The sequence below is a fragment of the Saccharothrix espanaensis DSM 44229 genome (assembly GCF_000328705.1).
GTDB classification, from domain to species: domain Bacteria; phylum Actinomycetota; class Actinomycetes; order Mycobacteriales; family Pseudonocardiaceae; genus Actinosynnema; species Actinosynnema espanaense.
In genome coordinates, this window is record NC_019673.1 from 4,031,723 (window position 1) to 4,051,298 (window position 19,576).

A 19,576-nucleotide genomic window follows, 5' to 3' on the forward strand; every position below is an offset into this window, starting at 1 on the left:
CCCGTTCGGGTGGCCGGCCCGGCGGTGCGCGCGTCCGGCTCCGGTCAGCGCCAGCGGGCGGCGTGGTCGCCGGCGCAGCCGACCACCGTGCCCCGGCTGTTGAGGTCGGTCGGGCGGCTGCGCGCGGTGCCGGGCGGGGCGGGCAGTTCGACGGCCCGGTCGTCGTGGCTCCAGCGGATCGCGCGGACGTGCAGCCCGGTGCTGTCCTCGGCCACGCCGACGACCTGGCCGGCGTTGTTGATCCGCACCGCCTCGCTGTGCACGTACCCGGGCGGCACACCCAGGTCGGTGACCACGCCCGTGCGGTCCCAGCGCACCGCGCGCTTGGGGCCGGCGTCCTGGTGCGAGTAGCCGGCGGCCACGTCGAAGTCGTTCACGGTCACGGCGCGGCTGTCCGTGTGGCCGGGCAGCTCGCCCAGCGCGGCCGGCGTGCCCTCGGCGTCCCAGCGGACCGCGTGCGACCAGCGCGACGCGGTGACCGAACCGCCGACCGGCGTGCCGCGCCGGCCGACCGCCGACACGCCGGCGGCCCGGTCGCCGGGCAGCGCCCGCAGCAGGGTGACCGTGCCGTCCGGGTCCCAGCGCACCGGCTCGCCGTTGCCGTCCGCGCCGATCGCGCTGCCGTGCACCACGCCCCGGTCGGTGATCCCGCCCGCCAGCGACTGGGTCCGGCCGGGCGGGAGCGGCAGCAGGGTCGCGGTGCCGTCCGGGGCCCACCGGACGGCACGCGTGCCGGCTCCGCCGACGTGACCGACGGCGGAGCCGGAGTTGTTGATGTCCCAAGCGATGCCGTAGGTGAAACCGTCCGGAGTGGACAGTGCGGTGCCGGTTCCCCGGGCGTCCCAGCGGACCGCGGCGCGGGGCGAGCTGAACACCGCCGACAGGCCCACGGCCACGCCCGCGTCGTTGACCGCGTTGGCGACCGACCGGTCGTGCCCCGGCAACGGGTCCAGCGCCGCGATCACGCCGTCCGCGTCCCACCGGACGGCGATCTCCTGGTAGGCCCCGCCCGCGCCGGACGACCCGACGACCACGTCCTGCTCGTTGACGGCGACCGCGCTGCTCCAGGCGTCGCCGGGCAACGTGCCCAGGTCGGTGAAGGCCGGGACGCGGACCCCCGTCGCGCCCGTCGCGCCCGTCGAGCCGGGCGCGACGGCCAGTGCGACACCGACCACCGCGAGCCCGCCCACGGTCCGGCGCAGACCTCCGTTGCCCACCACGAGCGCCTCCTCCCCGCACGGCCGTTCCCGTACCGGCCCGAGACCCACGCTAACAGCGCGAACGCGCCGTTCCAGCGGGCTTCACCAGCCCTTCACCGCCGGTCGACGGGTGTTCGGCCGCGGTTCGCGCAACCGCCGCCCGCCTGGTCCGCGCTGTTCGCGCAGTCCGCACGGACGCGGTTCCGCGATGGGGTTGGTTGACCCGGATGGTTGACGCGCCTCGCCCCGGCGCAATCCCACCCGTTCACCTGACGTGGGCCGGGATGCCCTGGCGACGACTCGGCGCGTGACCGGGTTCGTGCCCCCACGTGCGACCGCGTGCCACTCACAGCAGTGGGTGGCACCGCTCCGGATGACAGGTGCGTCACCGGCCGCACAGGCGAGCGGACGAGTCGGGACCGGGACCGCCGGGCACCGGCGGGCCACTGCGGGTAGGCCGGCGGTGGGCGGGGGACCTCGCCCGGAATCCGTTTCGCAGCAAGGGAAAGGATCTTCCGATGTTCCGCAACGCTGTCCGCATGGCCCTCGTCCTACCCGTGGCGGCCCTGGCCGCGGTGCTCGCGCCGGCCGCCCACGCGCAGTCCGATCCCGGCCCGGTCGCCGAGATCTCCCAGGAGCGCGGGTACGAGAACTGTCCGAACAAGCACGTCTGCGCCTACTCCCAGCCCAAGGGCCAGGGGAACCAGTGGGTGAAACACCAGAGCGCGTCGGGCAAGTACGACCTGCCGTGGGCCGGGCGGTCGGTGTACAACCGGACCGACAAGTTCATCACCTTCTACCGCCAGAAGGGCTGCAAGGGCAGCTGGTTCAAGCTGGCACCCGGCCAGCACAGCGACTACGCGGGCGGAGCGCCGATGGGCTCCCAGGTGTGGTGCATCTCCATCCCCTGACCCCGAGCGCCGCAACGCCGTCGCCGACACCGCTCCCGGTGCCGGCGACGGCGTCACGCGAGCGCCGGTGGCCGCGTCGCGATCAGCCGGTGACGTAGCGCCAGTAGTCGGTCAGCAGTTCCGGGACGTTCTCGGCACTGCGGGTGAGCCACTTCTCCGGCTCGCCGCCGGCCAGGCCGTGCTCGACGACCTCGACCAGCCGTTCCCGCAGCACCGCGGGTTCTTCGGCGTAGTTCTCCAGGTAGGTCACCACCGAGCCGGGCACGTCGGAGAGCTTGCCCAGCGCGTCGACCAGCTCGGTGGCGACCGGGGCGAACAGCTGGAAGTCGGTGTGCACGGCGAGCGCGGCCTCGGCCGGGCCCGCGTGGACGCCCACCCACGTCTCGTTCAGGCTGAACGCCTGCACCGCCGGCGGCTGGTCGGCGGCGCGCAGCTGCTCGGGGTCCAGCCCCACGTCGGCGGCGGCCATGTCGGCCAGCAGCCGGCGTTGCGCGGTGAACAGGACCGCCAAGTGGGCGAAGACCGCGGCCGGGACCTCGTGCCGGTGGCGGAGGATGAGGTTGCCGTACTTGGACATCTCGGCGTCCTGGGTCAGGAACTCGCCCGCCACGAAGCGGCGCAGCTGCTCCGGGCGGACCTCGCCGGCCCGTGCGGCGGCGAGGAACCCGTTGGTGTCGACCTGGTCGCGGATCGGCAGTCGGGACTGGTGCTGTTCGATGAGCTCGGTGGCGTTCGCCACGGTGTTTCGCCTCCTGTGGTCCGGTGGGATCTGGGTTGTGGGGTGTCAGGGCCGCGCTGTGCGGACCGCGCCCGCCCGCATCACGAAGTCGACCTCGCCCATGACCGCGATGTCGGCCAGCGGGTCGCCGGGCACGGCGACCAGGTCCGCGACGGCTCCCGGCCGCACCCGGCCGAGGTCCGGTCGGCGCAGCAGGTCGGCGGCGGCACCGGTGGCCGCGGCGAGCGCGCGCCCGGGGCTGATGCCGACCCGGGTCATGGCGGTGAACTCGCGCCACGTCTCGCGGTAGGGCACCGGGCAGGCGTCGGTGCCGAAGACGAGCGTGACCTCGCTGTCCGCCAGGTGGCTCGCGGCGGCCCGCATCGGCTCGGCCAGGGCGCGGAACTTGGCCCGGCGGTAGTCGGGCTGCCCGGCCCAGAACTCGTCGTCGTCGAGCCGGTCGACGTAGCGGAACACGGCGTGCAGGGTGGGCACCAGGAACACCCCTTGTCGGGCGAGCAGGGCGAAGGTCTCGGGAGTCGCCAGGTTGGCGTGCTCGACCGAGCGCACACCCGCCCGCACGGACCGGCGGACCGCCTCGTCGTTTAGCGCGTGCACGGCGCACGGCAGACCCAGGTCGGTCGCCGCGGCGACCAGCGCGTCGATCTCCGACTGGCTGTAGGTCACGGCGGTGGGGTTGTCGACGGGGGAGAGGAAGCCGCCGCCGGCGGCGAACTTGATCCAGTCCGCGCCGGCCCTGGCCTGGGCGCGCACCCGGTCGACCACCTGCTGCACACCGTCGGCCAGCGTCCCGACGCGCAGGCCGTACCGGCTGGTGAGGACGGGCTCCCGGTCGCCGTGGCCGCCGCTCGCGGACAGGATGTTGGGCGCGACGACCAGCCGCGGTCCCTCCACGAGCCCGGCGGCCACGGCGTCGCGCAGGTCCACGCCGGCGGGGTAGTCGCTGGTGCCGAGGTCGCGGACGGTGGTGAACCCGGCCGCGAGCAGGTCGCGCAGGTTGGGCAGCGCCCGCAGCAGTTGCGTGCCGACCGGGGCGGTGTTCAGGTCGTCGTCCAGCACGTGCACGTGGCAGTCGATCAGGCCCGGCAGCAGGGTGTGCCCCGCCAGGTCGACGGCGACCGCGTCGGCCGGCGGTGCCACGTCGGCACCCACCGCCTCCACCCGGCCGTCCCGGACCAGCACCCGGGCCTCCCGGCCCGCGCGCATCCGCTCGCCGTCCCACAGCCGGGCGGCGGTGACGACCCGGTCGCGGCGGTCGTCCGCGCGGTCGCCGACCTCGACCGCCGGTCGCGGGCGGTCGGGCGCGGTCACCGGCCGGTACCGGTGGTCGCCCCACACGTCGCCGGGACCCGGGTTGTCGGGCAGGGTCTGGCCACCGAGGCAGCGCAGCACCCCCCAGGCCGCGTTGAGACCGGAGGACAGCGCGTGGTCGAGCCAGCCGGCCGACCACGAGGTGTCGTCGCCGGCGAGGAACAGCGGGTTCGGCGCCTCGCCCGGTATCGCGGGCTCGCCCGCGAAGTCCTTCATGAAGTGCGCGAACAGGTCCCACTGGTAGCGGTGCTCGCCGGGCCGGGAGAACCGGCACAGGCCCCGGAAGTTGCGCTCCAGCTCCCAGGAGATCGTGCAGGTGCTCCCGTCGGCCACCTGCCGGCCCAGCTCCTCGGCCAGGTCGGGGTGCACCCGGCCGAGCTCACGGGTGAGCACCGCGACCCGTTCGTCCAACGTGGACGGTGCGATCTTCATGGCGTCCTTGGCCCAGGTGAAGCTCAGCACCAGCACGGCGCGCCGGCCGCCGGGCCCGGCCGGTTCGCCGTAGTCCATCGTGTACGCCGCCCGCGGCAGCCGGTCGGTGAGGGTGACGCCGTCCATGCTGGTCCCGGCCCAGAACGGGGTGTCGGTCACCAGCGCGGTCTTGGCGGACTGCCAGTAGCTGAGCCGGCGGATGGCTCGGCGCATCCGGACGCCGAACGGCGCGGCACCGCCGGGACGCAGCGGGCGGACCCCGACCGAGGTCTCCAGCACGTGCAGCTGCGGGGTGAACACGACCGCCGGGAAGCGCTCCGCCCGGCCGTCCTCGCTGTGCACGACGACACCATCTTCGACCGTCTCGCCGACCTCCAGCAGCGTGACCCCCGGCCTGGGCGCACCGTTGTTGACCTCGGCGAGGCTGGTCGGGGTGCCGTCCGGCCCGGTGGTGCGGTGCGCCCAGAACGCCTCGGCCACCGCGCTGAGCCCCTCGCGCAGGTAGTCCGTGCCGCCGCCCTCGGTGGCCAGCAGCAGGCGGAAGACCTCCAGCACGCCCAGGTCGTGGAAGCTGTCCCAGGCGGCGGTGCCGACGCCCGCCGTGCCCAGCAGTCGGGCCTCGTCCCAGGTCAACGACGCGCCGTCGGGGTCGCGCAGGAAGCGGTAGTACGTCCAGGGCTCGAAGCGCGCCACCAACCCGCCCCAGAGCCGGCGGGTCCGGTCGAGGTCACGCGCGGCCACCGCCTCCTGGAGGGCGAAGAGGCCCACCCGGGTCAACGCGGCCCGCCACCGGGTGTGCGCTCGCCGGAACAGGTCGTCGTCGGTGTAGAGGTCGGTGATCTCGCGGACCGCACGGGTGACGCCGTCGACGTCGAGGACCGTCCACGGCGTGGTGCCGGCGGCGTAGTCGTCCCGGAACGGCAGCCAGTGCAGCCCGAACCGGTCGGTGTACTGGCGCAGCAGCTTGGCGGAGTCGGGCACCCGCATGCAGCCCAGTTCCACCACGGCGCTGTCGTCGGGTGCCAGCCGCAGCGAGAACATCCGGCCGCCGAGCCGTCGCCCGCCCGGCCCGGCCGCCGAGGTCTCCGCCTCGTAGACGATCGGCCGGCAGCCGATCCGCAGCAGTTCGTAGGCCGCGGTCAGTCCGCTGCCGCCCGCTCCGATCACCGCGACCGGCGTGCCCAGCGCCCGTGCGGGCAGCCGGCCGATGCGCCGCTCACCGCTCACGTGGGCCACGTAGTCGAACGGGAAGTCCACCTGGAGGTCGGTGGGCGGCGGTTCGGTCACGACTACCTCCTGGGCACGGGCGGGAGGTGAGCGGAATCGCATTCCTGCGGGACGTGAATTCCCGGCAAAAGGCCGCCGGTGTTTCCGGCGGAATGGGGCGGTGTGGGGGAAGGAATGGCAGAGGTTGTGCTGCGGGTGACCTTACCACCGCTCCGGACGCCGGTCATGAGGCGAAAGTGCGCTATTGCGAAATGAGTCCGTTTGACCGCCGGGGTCGACCGTTCGGGCTCTGCTCATCACGCACCGTGAATGCCAGGTGATGGCTCATAAATGAATTTCGAAGGCGAGTTCACGGTCGGCGAGTTCATTGGCGCGCGAAGTCGCCGGAATGACCTCGCCCGACCGCGCCCGGGTGTGGTGGGCGAGCGGGTGGTGTGGTGGGCGTCCCGGTGAGGCGGGCGGGTGATGAGGTCAGCGGAGTTCGGCGGTGGTGAGCAGGTGGAATTGGGCGGTCAGCCAGGTTTCCTGGTCGGGGGTGGTGGCCAGGGCGTCGAGCGTGGCCGCCGCGGTGGTCAGGCCGACGCGGCGCAGGCCCGCGACCGCGTCGAACAGCCGGGTGCGGATGCTGTCCGGCAGGTGGTCCAGGCCCCGGTGCGCGGCCTCGGCGGTGGCGGACAGGGCGTCGTCGACGGCCGCCGTGATCGGGTCCGGCCGGTCCCAGCCGGGGCCGTCGAGGGTCGCCGCGCCGCCCGCCGCCAGGTCCGGCACGACGACGCCCTGGGCCGTCAGCACCGCGATCGGGTCGATCACCAGCCCGCCGCGCACCCGGCGCAGCGCGCCGCTGAGGTGGGTCGGCTCGTCGGCGAGGGCGGTGGCCAGCACGTCCAGCGCCGCCGGGCTGACGCCCCGGTGCACGGCCGACACCGTCGCCGGGTGGCCGTGCGGGTCGGCGATCTCGACGTCCAGCCGCTGCGCGCCCGGGTCGTAGCCGATCCGGCGCACCTCGCCGATCCGCACCACCCGCACGGTCTCGGCCTCGATCCGCGGCCGGACCAGCCTCGGTGGCAGGTCGCGCAGCGCCTCGGCGACCGCGGCCAGGTCCTGCTCCAGCACGGTCGCGGGCAGCCGCGCCCAGGACCGGCCGACCGGGGTGATCGACGTTTGGGACACCCGGTTCGACGTCAACCGCACCACCCGGCTCGCGCTCCGAGCCGCCGACTCCGAGACCACCGTCGACGCCGCCAGCGCGCCCAGCGTGGAGCCGGCCAGCCGGCGGCCCGCCAGGTCGTGACCGGTCGGGTGCTCGTCCTCGCCGACCGGCCAGCGGTGCCGCAGCACCAGCACCGACGCCTCGTCGGCGAAGAACACCTCGGCGGTGCGCTCGTCCTCGCCGCCGCGCACCCGGCAGCCCAGCGCGGTCAGCCGGACCCGGCGCAGCGGCGTCTCGGCCGCCTCGTCGGTGCCCAGCACCTGCGAGCGCCGCCCGGTCGCGCGGTGCCGGGCGTAGAGCTCGGTGATCAGCTCGGCCGCCCGCTGCGGGTGGTGACGCGCGCTGCGCTGCCGGTAGGCGTCGATCTGCTCGGCGAGGTCGTCCACGGCCGCCGCGGGCCAGTGCAGGCCCGCCGCGACGAGGTCGGCCCGCACCCGGCGCAGCGCCGCGTCCAGCACGGGCGTGGTGTGCACCGCGCCGTCGCGCAACAGCCGGCCGGCCAGGTCGAGCGCGGGCGCGAGGTCCGCCGCCGGTCCGGGCGCGCCGCCCACGTCGAACTGGGGCCGGGGCCCGGTCAGGCCGCGCTCGTCGGCCTCGCGGAACGCCCACACCGCGAGCACCAGCACCTCGTCGCGCTTCGCCGCGACCGCGTCGGTGTGCACGTAGCCCAGGTCGTCGGGCACCAGGAACTTGACCGTGCAGGAGGGCAGTTCGGCCGTCGCCACCGGGTCCTCGGCGGACGGTCGGGTCAGCTTCACCGGGTACCCGGCGCGTTGCGCGCGGCGCGCGGCGGCCAGCACCCGGTCGCCGACCAGCGCGGTCAGCGCCTCGTCGGTGACCGCGCCCGGCGACCACGCGGTGAACGCGGCGGACTCGCCGGTGCGCTGGTAGGCCAGCACGACCGCGATGCGGTGCCGGCACACGCCGGGCGCGCCGCACGTGCAGCGGGCCGCGTCCAGCGCCACGTCCGGCGGCAGCGTCGACTCCACGCCGTCGGGGAACCGGCCGGTCACCGTGCCGTCGCCGGCCACCTCGACCTCGGGCCCGGTGCCCGCGTCGAGCTCTTTGGTCGCCCGTTTCACCAGGCCCCGGTTGGCCAGCGCGCCCAGCGCGTCCGGGGTGAGGGCGAGCAGGTCCGCGCGCATCAGCCGAGCCTCTCCGCGACGAACTCCGCCAACTGCCCCGGGGTCATCGCGCCGACCTGCGCACCGACGTTCGCCAGCCGCTGCGCCAGGTCCCGGTCGTAGACGGGGTTCGCGTCCTCGTCCAGCGCCGCCAGGCCGAGCACGTGCGTGCCCTGCTCCACCAGGCCGCGCACCACCCGGACCAGCCAACTCTCGTCGCCGCCCTCGTAGAAGTCGGTGACCACCGCGACGATCGCCCGGCGCGGGTTCTCCACCAGCCCCGCCGCGTACGCCATCGCCCGCGCGATGTTGGTGCCGCCGCCGAGCTGCACCTTCATCAGCAGCTCGACCGGGTCGGTGACGTCCGAGGTCAGGTCGACCACGTTGGTGTCGAACGCGATCAGGTGGGTCTTGAGGCCCGGCAGGCCCCACAGGCACGCCGCCGTCACCGCCGAGTGGATCACCGAGCCCGCCATCGAGCCGGACTGGTCCACCACGAGCACCAGCTGCCACTGGTCGAGGTGGCGCCGGGTGCGGGAGTGGAACAGCGGGGTCTCGATCGCCACCCGCCTGGTGTCGGGCTGGTAGTGCGCGAGGTTCGCGCGCAGCGTGCCGCGGAAGTCGAAGTTGCGGGCCTGCTTGAAGTTGCCGCGCCGGCGGACCTTCGTGCCGGTGAACGACCGCCGGACCTCCCCGGCCAGCTTGCGCATCAGCTCGGCCACCACCGCCGCGACGATCCGCCGCGCGAGCACCAGCACGTCCGGGTTCATCAGGTGCTTGGTGCGCAGGACCGCCCGCAGCAGCGCGGCGTTCGGCTCGATCCGCTCCAGCACCGCCGGGTCGGTCACCACCTCGGTGATGCCGTACCGCTCCATGGCGTCGCGCTCCAGCCGCTCCACGGTCTCCTTCGGGAACAGCCGGTGGATGCCGTCGAGCCAGTCGACCGTGGTCAGCACCGAGTCCTCGGTGCCGCCGGGCCGGACGTCGCGCTGGGGCAGGTCCGGATCGCGCGCGTAGAGCCAGTCCAGCGCGGAGTCCCGGGCCCGCGCCCCGTCCCGCAGCGGACCGGTGTGCCGGCCGGCCGGTTCGCCCAGGATCAACCGCCAGCGCTCCAGATCGCTCACGCCAACCCCTCCCGCACCAGCACCCGCCGCACCGCCGCCTCCAGCAGCCCCGCCTCCGCGAGCACCGCCGGGTCGACCGGCGTGCGCAGCAGGGCCCGCGCCGACCCCTCGACCCCGCGCCGCGCCATCAGCATCCGGGCGATCGCCTCCCGCTCGGCCGGCGGGAAGAACGCGAACGCCTGCCGCAACGCGGGCAGCGCCACCAGGAACTCCTCCTCGGCCAGCGCCCCGACGACCTCGTCCAGCACCGCCACCACGCCCTCGGCGGTCAGCACCTCGTCGCGCGCCAGCGCGAACAGCCCCGCCAGCCAGTCGCCCATCGTCGCGGGCGCGGCCATCCCGCGCACCGCGTCGACCGCGTCGACCGGGAACCCCAGCGACCAGCCGAAGCCGAACGCCGCGCCCCGCAGGTCCGGTGGCACCCGGTGGTCCGCGCTGATCCGGCGGGTGACCGCCACCGCGCTCTCGGCGGTGACCCCGACGACGGCGGACGCGTGCCGCACCGCGTCGCGCAGCGCGACCAGCGCGGTCAGCCGCCCGCGCTCGGCCGGAGCCGGACCGCCCTGCACGCCCTCGGCCAGCCACAGCGCCCTGGTCACCGCCGCGTCGACCACCTCGCCCAGCGCCGGAGCGCCCGCCGCGCCCAGCAGCCGGTCGTGCCGCCACAGGCTCAGCACGTCGGCCAGCACCCGGCCCAGCGACTCCAGGTCGCCCGCCCGGCCGACCTCGTCGGCGAGGATCCCCAGCACCCGGTCGGAGACCGCCGCCACCCCGCACAGCACCGCGTCGAACAGCAGCGCGGACAACGTCGGCAGCTCGGCCCCCGGCACCAGCTCGGCCAGCTTCGCCCCGGCAGCCTCCTGCGTCGTCGCACCGTGCGCGGCGGCCTCGATCAGGGCCGGGTCGCGGTGGACGTGGAACGTGATCCGCCAGCACTCGACCGGATCCGGGTCGCCGCCGCCGCGCGGCCCGGACTCCCGGCTGAAACCGGGCACGTCGAGCACCCGCAGCCGGTGCAGCACGCGGCTGCGGTGCAGGTCGTCGGGGCGCGCGAGGTCGAGCCGGTGCACCCCGTCCCGGTCCAGCCCCGCCGCTGCCAGCTCGGCCTGGACAGCGGACACCAGCGGCGGGGCGGGCGTGTCGGCGTGCAGCCGGCCGACCCGGTCACCGCTGAGCGCCGCGACCATCTCCACGACGGCCGGGTGCGCGCCCGGCAGCAGCGGCCCGCGCCGGGTCCACGGCGGCGGCTGGTCGAGGTACTCGGAGACCAGCGCGCCGGTCAGCCCGTCGAGCACGTCGACCCGCGCGGGGTGGTCGTGGCCGCGCAGCCGGGCCAGGCCGTCGGCGAGGGCGCGGGCGGCGATCAGGTCGCTGGTGGACACCGCGACCTTGCGCGCGCGCAGCCGGCGGACCACCGATTCGAGCAACCGGGCCGCCGCGCCTTCGACACCGTCGGTCCACAGCCAGTGGTAGTACTCCGGCGACGGCATCCCGGACTGGTAGCCGGTGAACGAGTCCAGCCGCCGGTGCGAGTAGGGCACCAGGTAACTCGCCCCGGCGCGGTCCGCGATCTTCGGCACCACCGGCCACCCGTCGCCGTCGACACCGTCCTCCGGAAAGCCGACACCGTCTGTCGGAAGGCCGATATCTGCCGCCGGAAGGCCGACACCGTCTGTCGGGGAGTCGACATCGCCGTCCGGGAGGTCGACGCCGCCCTTGGTGAGCGGCGGTGTCGAGGCTGTCAGGGCGCGCAGGGCCGGGGTGTGGAAGCCGCCGGTCACCACCAGGACCGGGTGGTCGCCGGCCTCGGCCACGGCGGCGCGGACCCAGCGGGCCATGTACGCCTCGCGGGCCCGGTCGTCCTCGGCCGCCGCGCTGTCGCCGCGGACCAGGTCGAAGTAGGCGTCCAGGCGCTCGGCCAGGCCGTCCGCCGGGGCCGCCTCGACCAGGTGGTCCCACAGGGTGTCGACGTTGTTCACCGCGAACTCCCGGCACAGCCGGTCGACGGCCTCGGCGTAGCGCACCTCCGCGTCGGCGTAGCGGTTGTCGCGGTCGGCGAACGCCGGGTGCCACGCCGGCAGGTCGATGAATCGCACCCGCGCCCCCGCCGCCCGGCCCTCGGTGAGCGCCACCCACTCCGGCGAGTAGTCGCAGAACGGCGTCCACGAGGCGTGCGACCGCTCGCCGTCGCGGTGGTAGGTGTACAGCGCGATCGGCAGTTCGTGGCCCAGCAGCAGCTCGTCCAGCCGCTCGTTGACGTCGGACGGGCCCTCGATCAGGACGTGCGCCGGCCGCAGCTCCGCGATGGTGTCGCGGACCAGGCGGGCGCACGCCGGGCTGTGGTGCCGGACGCCGAGGAAGGTCGCCGCCATCAGCCCGGCAACCGGTGACGGGCGCGGTGCAGCTCCTGCCACTGCGTGCCCTTGCGGCGCGGCACCTGCTGCTCCAGGTACCGGCGCAGCCGGGCCAGGTCCTCGGGGCTGTCCTTGGCGGCGGTGCCGGCGAGGCACTCGACCACGTCGGCCGCGCTGCCCGGCTCGCCCCGCAGGTACCAGCCGCGCAACCCGACCGCGTGCGCCACCGACACGGCCTCGGCCGTGCTCATCACGGTGGACAGCCGGTCGGCCGGCGACGGCCCGCTGCCGCGCAGGTCGCGGAACGTGCGGACGAGCACCTCCAGCACGTCGCGGCGCGGCGGCGCGCCCACCCCGGAGCGCTCCAGCAGCCGCCCCGCCTCCCGCTCCACCAGCTCCAGCTCGGTGCCGAAGTCCGCGATCGGGAACACGGTCTCGAAGTTGAACCGGCGCTTGAGCGCGGCGCTCATCTCGTTCACGCCCCGGTCGCGGGTGTTCGCGGTGGCGATGACGTTGAAGCCGTCGCGGGCGAACACCATGCCGTCCGCGCCCGGCAGCTCCGGGACCGCCACCACCCGTTCGGACAGCAGCGACAGCATGCAGTCCTGCACCTCCAGCGGGCAGCGGGTGATCTCCTCGAACCGGACCACCTTGCCCTCGGCCATGCCGCGCAGCATCGGCGCGGGCACCAGTGACCGGGGTGTCGGGCCCTCGGCGACCAGCAGGGCGTAGTTCCACGAGTACTTGACCTGGTCCTCGGTGGTCGCCGCGCCGCCCTGGATGGTCAGCGTCGACTCGCCGCACACGGCCGCCGCGATCAGCTCGGACAGCAGCGACTTGGCCGTGCCGGGCTCGCCGACCAGCATCAGCCCCCGGCTGGTCGCCAGGGTCACCAGCGACCGGTCGATCAGCGACGGGTCGCCGACGAACTTGCGGCTGATGCCGGCGGCCTCGTCGCCGACGATGAACCGGCGCGCGGCCTCCAGGCTCAGCGCCCAGCCCGGCGGGCGGTGCGCGCGGTCGGTGTCGCGCAGCCGGGCCAGCTCGTCGGCGAACCGCACCTCGGCGGGCGGTCGTTGCAGGTGTGCGTTGTCGGCCATGGGGTTCTCCGGGCTCAGCTGGTCAGCGAGGTCAGTTCGGCGAGCAGTTCGGACGCGGTCACCGGGTCGAGCTCGCCGAACCTGCGGCTGCCGCGCGGGCTCCAGTCGCCGCCGTCGCCGTCGTCGACCCAGATCCCGGACAGCTTCTGCTCCGGGAACATGTCGACCACGCCGACCGCGATGCCCGGGTCGAGGTTGGCCACCACGGTCCCGCCGCCGGGCAGCGGCCGCAGCATCCAGCACTCCACGCCGCCGTCCATCGGCGTCCCGCGCCGCCACCCGTGCTTGGTGAGCCCGAGCAGCCGGCCGACCGGGATCGGCACGTTCTCGAACCGCTCCAGCCGGGACGAGGTGCGCTCCTGGTCGGTGAACCGGTGCACCGGCCGGCCGAGCTGCGGGAACGGCTGGAGGATCTCGTAGTCGGCGAACACCTCCGACCACGCGGCCAGCTCCGCGCCCAGGCGCAGCGGGTGCGCGATGGCCACCTCGGCGTCGTCGGGCAGGGTGAACGCGTCGTCCTCGACGGTGGCCGGGGTGCGGTCCTCGGCCAGCCGGAAGCTCTGCCCGGTCGAGGTGGTCCACACCAGCCGGCGCACGACGTGCCACAGCAGCGGGTGCCCGGCGAACAGCTCCCGGAACTCCGCCGCCGACCAGCGCCGGTCCATCACCATCGCGGTCTCCAGCCGGCCGATCTGGTCGCTCGCGACCGACCGCACGTCCTTCTTGAGCGCCGCGAACCGCTTGTGCTCGGCCGGGGCCAGCTCCGGGTCGTCCTTCGCGCCGGGCTTCGGCAGGTCCTTGCGGCGCTTGCCGTCCGCGTCCGCCACGTACGGCTTGAGCTGCTCGTCGAACCCCACCAGGAACCGGCGCGGCCCGTAGTCGACGGTCAGCGTCGCGGCGTCGTCCAGCCCGAAGTCCGGCACCAGCCGGTCGGCCAGCTGCTCGGCGCCGAGCCCGCGCCCGGCGGCGACCGCGGCGATCTTCTCCTGCGCGCGCTGCTTGAGGCCCTTGAACTTCGACTTCAGCGCGATGCCGTTGAGCTGGATCAGCGCCGCGTCGGTGCCGATCGCGGCCAGCACGTCCAGCCCGGCCACGGCGCGGGCGTGCCCCGCCTCGCCGGGCCACGCCTTGATCAGCGGGGCCAGCCCCCGGGCGGCGTCGTCGTCGCCGAGCAGGGCCAGCGCGGTCAGCGCCCAGCCGTCCTTGGCGGGCATCCCGACCGAGCGCCAGCGCTCGAACGCCGCCCACGCGAAATCGGCCAGCGACTGGCGGTCGCACAGCTCGCGCACCACGTCGAGCCCCGCGTACGGGGCGTCCGGCTGGGACAGCGCCAGCATCATCACCACGTGCGCGGACGCCGTGCGCGGCAGCGCCCGCTGCCGGCCGGCCACCAGGACCTGCGGCAGCAGGTTCGCGTCGGCCCACTTGCCGGGCACCGGGAGCTTCGCCGGCAGCACGTGCAGCGGGTCGAGCGAGACCAGCGCGTCGATCGCGGCCGCCGCCTCCGGGCCGTACGCGGCGGCCGCCGCGAGCGCCTGCTCCGGGATCACCCGCAGCCCCGCCTCGGCCGCCCGGCGGGCCGGACCGGTCGCGCCCACGGCGGTCGGGGCCAGGTAGCGGGCGGCGTCGTCGGCGTGCCGGCGCAACCACGCCGACGCCACCGGGCGCACGGTTTTGAGGCGCAGCCAGTCCGCCATCAGGTGGGCGACCCGCTGCTCGGCGAACGGCATCAACAACTCCGCGTGGCCGGGGGTCGGGTTGCCCTTCACCGCGTGCAGGACGGCCGGCAGGGCGTCGAGGCCGTAGCGGGAGACCAGGATCCGGCCGCAGTTCTCGAACTCCCAGACGTAGTCGGCCCGCCACTCGGGCAGCAGCGGGCGCACCAGGTCTTCCGGGCCGTGCACGACCAGCGCCAGTTCCTGGTGCCAGCTCAGCTTGTTCTGGCGCAGCGCGTCGGCGAGCTTGTGCCACGCCCCGCCGTTGTGGGTGAACCTGGTCTCCTTGGTGGCCAGCCACTCCTCGTGCTCGCCCGGCAGCCACTCCACCGCGCCGTCGGCCGGCACCTCCAGCCCCGGCACCACGACCGGCTGCGCGGCGGTGCGGGCCAGCGTCCACGGCGGGGTCACCAGCAGCTCCGGCAGGCCCTCCGGGCCGATCTCGGCGACCTCCCGGTACTCGGACTCGACCTCGGCGACGGCGGCGCGCAGCTCCTCGGGCAGCTCCGCCACCAGCCCGGGGTGGGCGATGACGTGGCCGTACAGCAGGTGCTTGAGCGCCGGTCGGCCGGCACGCGCGGCGAGCCCGCGCAGGGCCCGGCGCGGGAACCGCTTGGCGGTCCCGATCAACGCGGACTCGACGTCGGGCCGGTCGACGCGGTCGACGAGCAGGTCGAACGCCGCGTCGGAGGGCAGCACGGCCAGCGTCTCCAGCAGCAGCTTGCGGTAGTCGCGATCGTAGGACTCGGTCTGGTCGAGCAGCTCGGCCAGGGTCGGGGCGACCGCGGGGCCGAGGGCGTCCACCAGCGTGCGCAGCACGGCCGGCTTGCGCAGTTCCTTCGCCAGCTGGTCGTGCTCGGTGATGACGGCCAGGTGCTCCTCGGTGCTCGCCGAGCAGACCAGCATCCGGTAGGACGCCCAGTCCCGATTGCCCGTGACCTCGGCCAGCACCTCGTCCACCCAGTCGACCCGGGACGGCACCAGGAACGAGGCGATCATCCTGGTCACCGTGGTGGTGCGCAGGGCGGCGACGGCCGCGCCGACCGCCGCCTCCTCGTCGCCCGCCGCGATCAGCCGGCGCAGCCGGTCGACCACGGGCGTGTCGTCGTGGTCGAGCACGTGCCGGCGGGAGGTGAACAGCAGCGAGCGGAAGTCGTCACCCAGCCTGGTGCGCCACTCGGCGCGCACCAGGCCGAGCGAGACGGCCACCTCGGCGGCGAACGGCAGGCCGTGCGAGAGCACCAGGTCGTCGGCGACCAGCCGGCCCTCGTCGGCGGGGCTCCCGCCGTGCACGTGCGCCTGGGCCGCGACGGCGATCGCCGCGCCCAGCGGGCTGACCCGGCCGTCGAGGTACTCGGTCAGCAGTTCGGCCAGCGCCGGCTCGGTCTTGCGGTCCGCCAGCATCGCGCGGACCATCTCCGGCTTGGCGGCCAGGGAGGCGCGCAGGTGCCCGGCGGCCTTGGGCGCGGGCTTCACCGTCGACGGCAGGCGGCCGCCGCGCCGGGGGAACACGCTCGCGCGCCAGCGATCGGGGAAGACCAGTGCGTCCTCGTCGATCTCGACGGCCGGTGACGGCTCGATCACCTCCGGTGCAGCGGAGTCGGCTGTCGCGACACCGGAACTCCGGCCCTCCGACACGACCGAGGACACGACCGAGGACACGACGACCGAGGACGCATCGGCGGCGGACGCATCGGCGGCGGGCACGACGGCGGCGGACGTCGCCGGGTCGGGCGAGCCGGCCGAAGGCGCTGCGGATCCGGGCACGACGGCCGCAACGGGCGTGGCGTCGGTTGCCCCTGCCGGAACCGCGGGTGAACCGGCGGCAACGGCGGCTGTTGTGGACGGTGCCGCGGCGGGTTCGGCGTAGCCCTTGCGCTCCTTCTCCGCGACCAGCTTGGTGACGTGCGCGGTCGCGGCGGCCTCCGACGCCAGGTCCTTGACCTTGGTCTGACCCGCCGTGCCGATCCGTCCGAACCGGACGGTGACGGTCGCACCGGCCTGTCCGATCTCCCAGAACTTCGCGGACCCGTCACCGACGAGTTCCCACCTGCGCACGTCCTCAGCTCCCCTCGTGATCCGATCACGGCGGACATTACGGCAGGGGTACGACAGAGCCGGGTGCGAGCCGGGGAGGACAATCGCCGGCGTGCGATTCGGCGTGCTCGGCCCGGTGCAGGTCCGGTCGGCGGACGGGGCGGTGGTCCCGGTCGGCGGGCCACGGCCCCGTGCCGTCCTGGTGCTGCTCCTGCTGACGCCGGGCCGGGTGGTCAGCCTGGACCGGCTGGTCGAGGGCCAGTACGGCGACGATCCGCCCGCCCAGGCCGGGAACGCGGTGCAGGCGCAGGTGTCGCGGCTGCGCCGGGCGCTGCCGGGCGGGCTGGTCGAGTTCTCCGGCAACGGCTACCGGATCGCGGTCGACCCGGACGACGTCGACGCGCACGTCTTCGAGCGCCTTGCCCGCGACGGCCGGGCGTTGCTGGCCGCCGGACGGCTCACCGACGCGGCCGAGGTCCTGCGCGAGGCGCTCGGCCTGTGGCGCGGGGCGGCGTTGGTGGACCTGCCGCACGGCGACGCCCAAGCCGCGCGGTTCGAGGAACTTCGCCTCGTGGCGACGGAGGACCTGGTGGACGCCGAACTGGCGTCACCGGACGGAACCCAGGTCGCCAGGCTGCGCGCGTTGGTCGCCGCGCACCCGTTGCGCGAGAGGTTCCGTGAGCAGTTGGTGCGCGCTCTGCACGAGGAGGGGCGCACGGCGGAAGCCCTTGCGGAGTTCGAGGACGCACGGCGACTGTTGGCCGACGAACTGGGCGCGGACCCCGCACCGGGCCTGGCCGCCGCCCACCTCGCCGTGTTGCGCGCGGAGGAACCCCGCACCCGTCGTGGCCTGCCCGCGCGACTGACCAGCTTCGTCGGGCGGGATGCCGAACTGGACCGGCTCGCGGGCACCGAAGCCCGGCTGGTCACCGTGTTCGGCCCCGGCGGCACCGGCAAGACCCGGCTGGCGGTCGAGTTCGCCACCCGCGCGGGCGGCGCGGCGTGCTTCGCGGACCTGTCGAACGTGGACTCGCCCGACGCCGTGCCCTTGGCCGTGCTGGCGGCGTCCGGCCTGCGCGAGCCGGGATCGCGACCCGGCCGGACGGACCCGGTGGACCGCCTGGTCGCCGCGTTCGACCAGGACCTGTTGCTGGTGCTGGACAACTGCGAGCACGTGGTGGGCGCGGTCGCCGCGCTGGCCCACACCCTGCTCGCCCGCTGCGCGCGGCTGCGCGTGCTGGCGACCAGCCGTGAGCCGCTGGGACTGACCGGCGAGACGCTGCTCTCGTTGGAACCGCTGGCCGCGTCGACCGCCGACGACCCGGCGGTGCGGCTGTTCGCGGACAGGGCGGCGGCCGTGCGGCCGGGGTTCGTGGTGGACGCCGACAACGCCGACGCGGTGGTGGCGATCTGTGCCGCGGTGGACGGCCTCCCGCTGGCGATCGAGCTGGCCGCCGCGCGGCTGCGCCAGTTCGGCGTCGCCGAGATCGCCGGGCGGTTGGCCGGCCACGGCCGGTTCCGGCTGCTGTCCCGGGGTGATCGCACGGCCGCCGAACGGCATCGCACGCTGCACGCCGTCGTCGCTTGGAGCTGGGACCTGCTCGGTGACCGCGAGCGCGTGCTGGCGCGCCGGTTCTCGGTGTTCGCGGGCGCGTCACTGGCTGCCGTCGAGGAGGTGTGCGGGGTCGAGGACGCGGACGAGGTGCTGGCCGACCTCGTGGACCGGTCGCTGGTGACCGTGGTGGACGGTCGCTACCGGATGTCCGAGACGATCCGGCTGTTCTGCGCGCAACACCTCGATGAGACCGAGGAACGGGACGTAAGGCGCGCCCACGCGGCCTACTACCTCGCGTTGGCCCAACGCGCCGATCCCCACTTGCGTGGCGCGGAGCAGTTGACGTGGCTGGCGCGCCTGTCGGCCGAGCACGACAACTTGATGACGGCGCTGCGGCACGCGGACCGTGAGACGGGCATGCGGTTGGTCGCGGCGCTGGCGGCGTACTGGTGGCTGGGCGGGCGGCGGGCGCAGGCGGGCGAGGTCGCCGCGGCGCTGCTGGTCGGCGAGATACCCGACGGCCTGGCCGAGGAGTACGTGAGCTGCGTGGTCCACGCCTGGCCGCGTCCGGCGGCCGACCACTGGGAGCGGGCCCGCCGGATCGTGGAGTCGGGTGGCCTGGGCCGGCTGCGGTACCCGTTCGGCGTGGCGTTGTGGGGCATGGTCGCCGGGCCGCCCGAGAACCCGCACGCCGATCCCGGTGGGCTGCTCGGGGACGACCCGTGGAACCTCGCGCTGGGCTTGTTCAGCGAGGCGTTGATCGCGGTGCTGGACCGTGGTGCGGCCGAGGGCGAGCGCGGGATGCTCAAGGCGTTGGCGGCGTTCCGGGCGCTCGGCGAGCGGTGGGGCGCCGCGCAGTCGTTGGACTGGTTGGCGCAGGACGCGAGCTGGCGCGGCGAGTGGTCGTTGGCCCACGACCGGTGGGCCGAGGCGTTGGCCATGTACGAGCTGCTGGGCACCACCGAGGAGTGCGCCGAGCTGCTCTGCCACCGGGGCCGCTGCCTGCTGCGGCAGGGCGACCCGGACGGCGCGCGCGCCGAGTTCGGCCGGGCGGCGGCGCTGTTCGGCCGGCCCGCCGCCGAGTCGCTGCTCGGGCTGGGCGAGGTGGCCCGGCTGACCGGTGACCGGGACGCCGCCGCCGGCCTGCTGGCCGCTGCCCTGGCCGCCGACGAGGGCGGGGCGTGGCGGACCGCCCGGACCTGGACCGCCCTGGCCCGGCTCGCCGACGACCCGGACGAGAAGGCAGAACTGCATTCACGGGCGCTGCGCGCCGCACGGTCGCCGATGCTGGGGGCCGAGTTCGCCGCCGCCGTCGAAGGCCGGGCCGAGGTCGAACCGGCCGGACGCGCGGCGCTGCTGCTCGGCGTCGCGGTCGCGTTGCGCGGCACGGCCCGCGTGGGGGATCCGGACGTGGCACGGGTCGCGGACGCCGCACGCGCGGAGATCGGCGCGGAGGCGTTCGCCGCTGCCTACGCGCGCGGTGCGGCGATGAGCCGCAACCAGGCGTTGACGACGGTCGGTGCGTGACTGTCAGCGCA

At 75.0% G+C, this 19,576-nt stretch carries 10 protein-coding genes; 2 read left to right on the forward strand and 8 right to left on the reverse strand.

What is annotated here, in order from left to right:
- Window positions 1–44 precede the first annotated feature (44 nt).
- Complete coding sequence (locus BN6_RS42090) at window positions 45–1,220, reverse strand: hypothetical protein (RefSeq protein WP_015101109.1); 1,176 nt, start codon at window positions 1,218–1,220, stop codon at window positions 45–47.
- A gap of 497 nt (window positions 1,221–1,717) precedes the next feature.
- Here BN6_RS42090 and BN6_RS17945 point away from each other — a divergent pair, with 497 nt between their 5' ends.
- Window positions 1,718–2,110, forward strand: a complete 393-nt coding sequence (locus BN6_RS17945; protein WP_015101110.1) for a peptidase inhibitor family I36 protein — start codon at window positions 1,718–1,720, stop codon at window positions 2,108–2,110.
- A gap of 82 nt (window positions 2,111–2,192) precedes the next feature.
- Here BN6_RS17945 and BN6_RS17950 read toward each other — a convergent pair whose 3' ends face one another.
- From BN6_RS17950 to BN6_RS17980, 7 genes are all read right to left on the reverse strand, one after another.
- Window positions 2,193–2,849, reverse strand: coding sequence for a hypothetical protein (locus tag BN6_RS17950; protein ID WP_015101111.1), 657 nt, complete (start codon window positions 2,847–2,849; stop codon window positions 2,193–2,195).
- A gap of 45 nt (window positions 2,850–2,894) precedes the next feature.
- Window positions 2,895–5,879 (reverse strand): amidohydrolase family protein, encoded by a 2,985-nt coding sequence (locus tag BN6_RS43850; protein WP_015101112.1) that lies wholly within the window; start codon window positions 5,877–5,879, stop codon window positions 2,895–2,897.
- A 411-nt stretch (window positions 5,880–6,290) separates the two neighbouring features.
- Window positions 6,291–8,174: an SWIM zinc finger family protein gene (locus BN6_RS17960; RefSeq protein ID WP_041313122.1), complete on the reverse strand. Its 1,884-nt coding sequence runs from the start codon at window positions 8,172–8,174 to the stop codon at window positions 6,291–6,293.
- On the reverse strand, window positions 8,174–9,277 hold the full coding sequence (locus BN6_RS17965; RefSeq protein WP_015101114.1) for a VWA domain-containing protein: 1,104 nt from the start codon (window positions 9,275–9,277) through the stop codon (window positions 8,174–8,176). Before BN6_RS17965 ends, BN6_RS17960 begins: the two co-directional genes overlap by 1 nt.
- Complete coding sequence (locus tag BN6_RS17970; RefSeq protein ID WP_041313125.1) at window positions 9,274–11,649, reverse strand: DUF5682 family protein; 2,376 nt, start codon at window positions 11,647–11,649, stop codon at window positions 9,274–9,276. The genes BN6_RS17965 and BN6_RS17970 overlap by 4 nt, the downstream gene beginning before the upstream one ends.
- Entirely contained in the window at window positions 11,649–12,731 is a 1,083-nt protein-coding gene (locus tag BN6_RS17975) for an ATP-binding protein (RefSeq protein ID WP_015101116.1), read from the reverse strand. The genes BN6_RS17970 and BN6_RS17975 overlap by 1 nt, the downstream gene beginning before the upstream one ends.
- 14 nt (window positions 12,732–12,745) lie before the next feature.
- Complete coding sequence (locus BN6_RS17980) at window positions 12,746–16,504, reverse strand: WGR and DUF4132 domain-containing protein (protein WP_015101117.1); 3,759 nt, start codon at window positions 16,502–16,504, stop codon at window positions 12,746–12,748.
- A 91-nt stretch (window positions 16,505–16,595) separates the two neighbouring features.
- Between BN6_RS17980 and BN6_RS17985 the strand changes: the two genes are divergently transcribed.
- Window positions 16,596–19,565, forward strand: coding sequence for a BTAD domain-containing putative transcriptional regulator (locus BN6_RS17985; RefSeq protein ID WP_015101118.1), 2,970 nt, complete (start codon window positions 16,596–16,598; stop codon window positions 19,563–19,565).
- Window positions 19,566–19,576 lie beyond the last annotated feature (11 nt).

Coding starts and splice junctions, on each gene's coding strand:
- BN6_RS17975 (WP_015101116.1), bottom strand. CDS start 12,731: ATGGCCGACAACGCACACCTGCAACGACCGCCCGCCGAGGTGCGGTTC.
- BN6_RS17970 (WP_041313125.1), bottom strand. CDS start 11,649: ATGGCGGCGACCTTCCTCGGCGTCCGGCACCACAGCCCGGCGTGCGCC.
- BN6_RS17945 (WP_015101110.1), top strand. CDS start 1,718: ATGTTCCGCAACGCTGTCCGCATGGCCCTCGTCCTACCCGTGGCGGCC.
- BN6_RS17960 (WP_041313122.1), bottom strand. CDS start 8,174: ATGCGCGCGGACCTGCTCGCCCTCACCCCGGACGCGCTGGGCGCGCTG.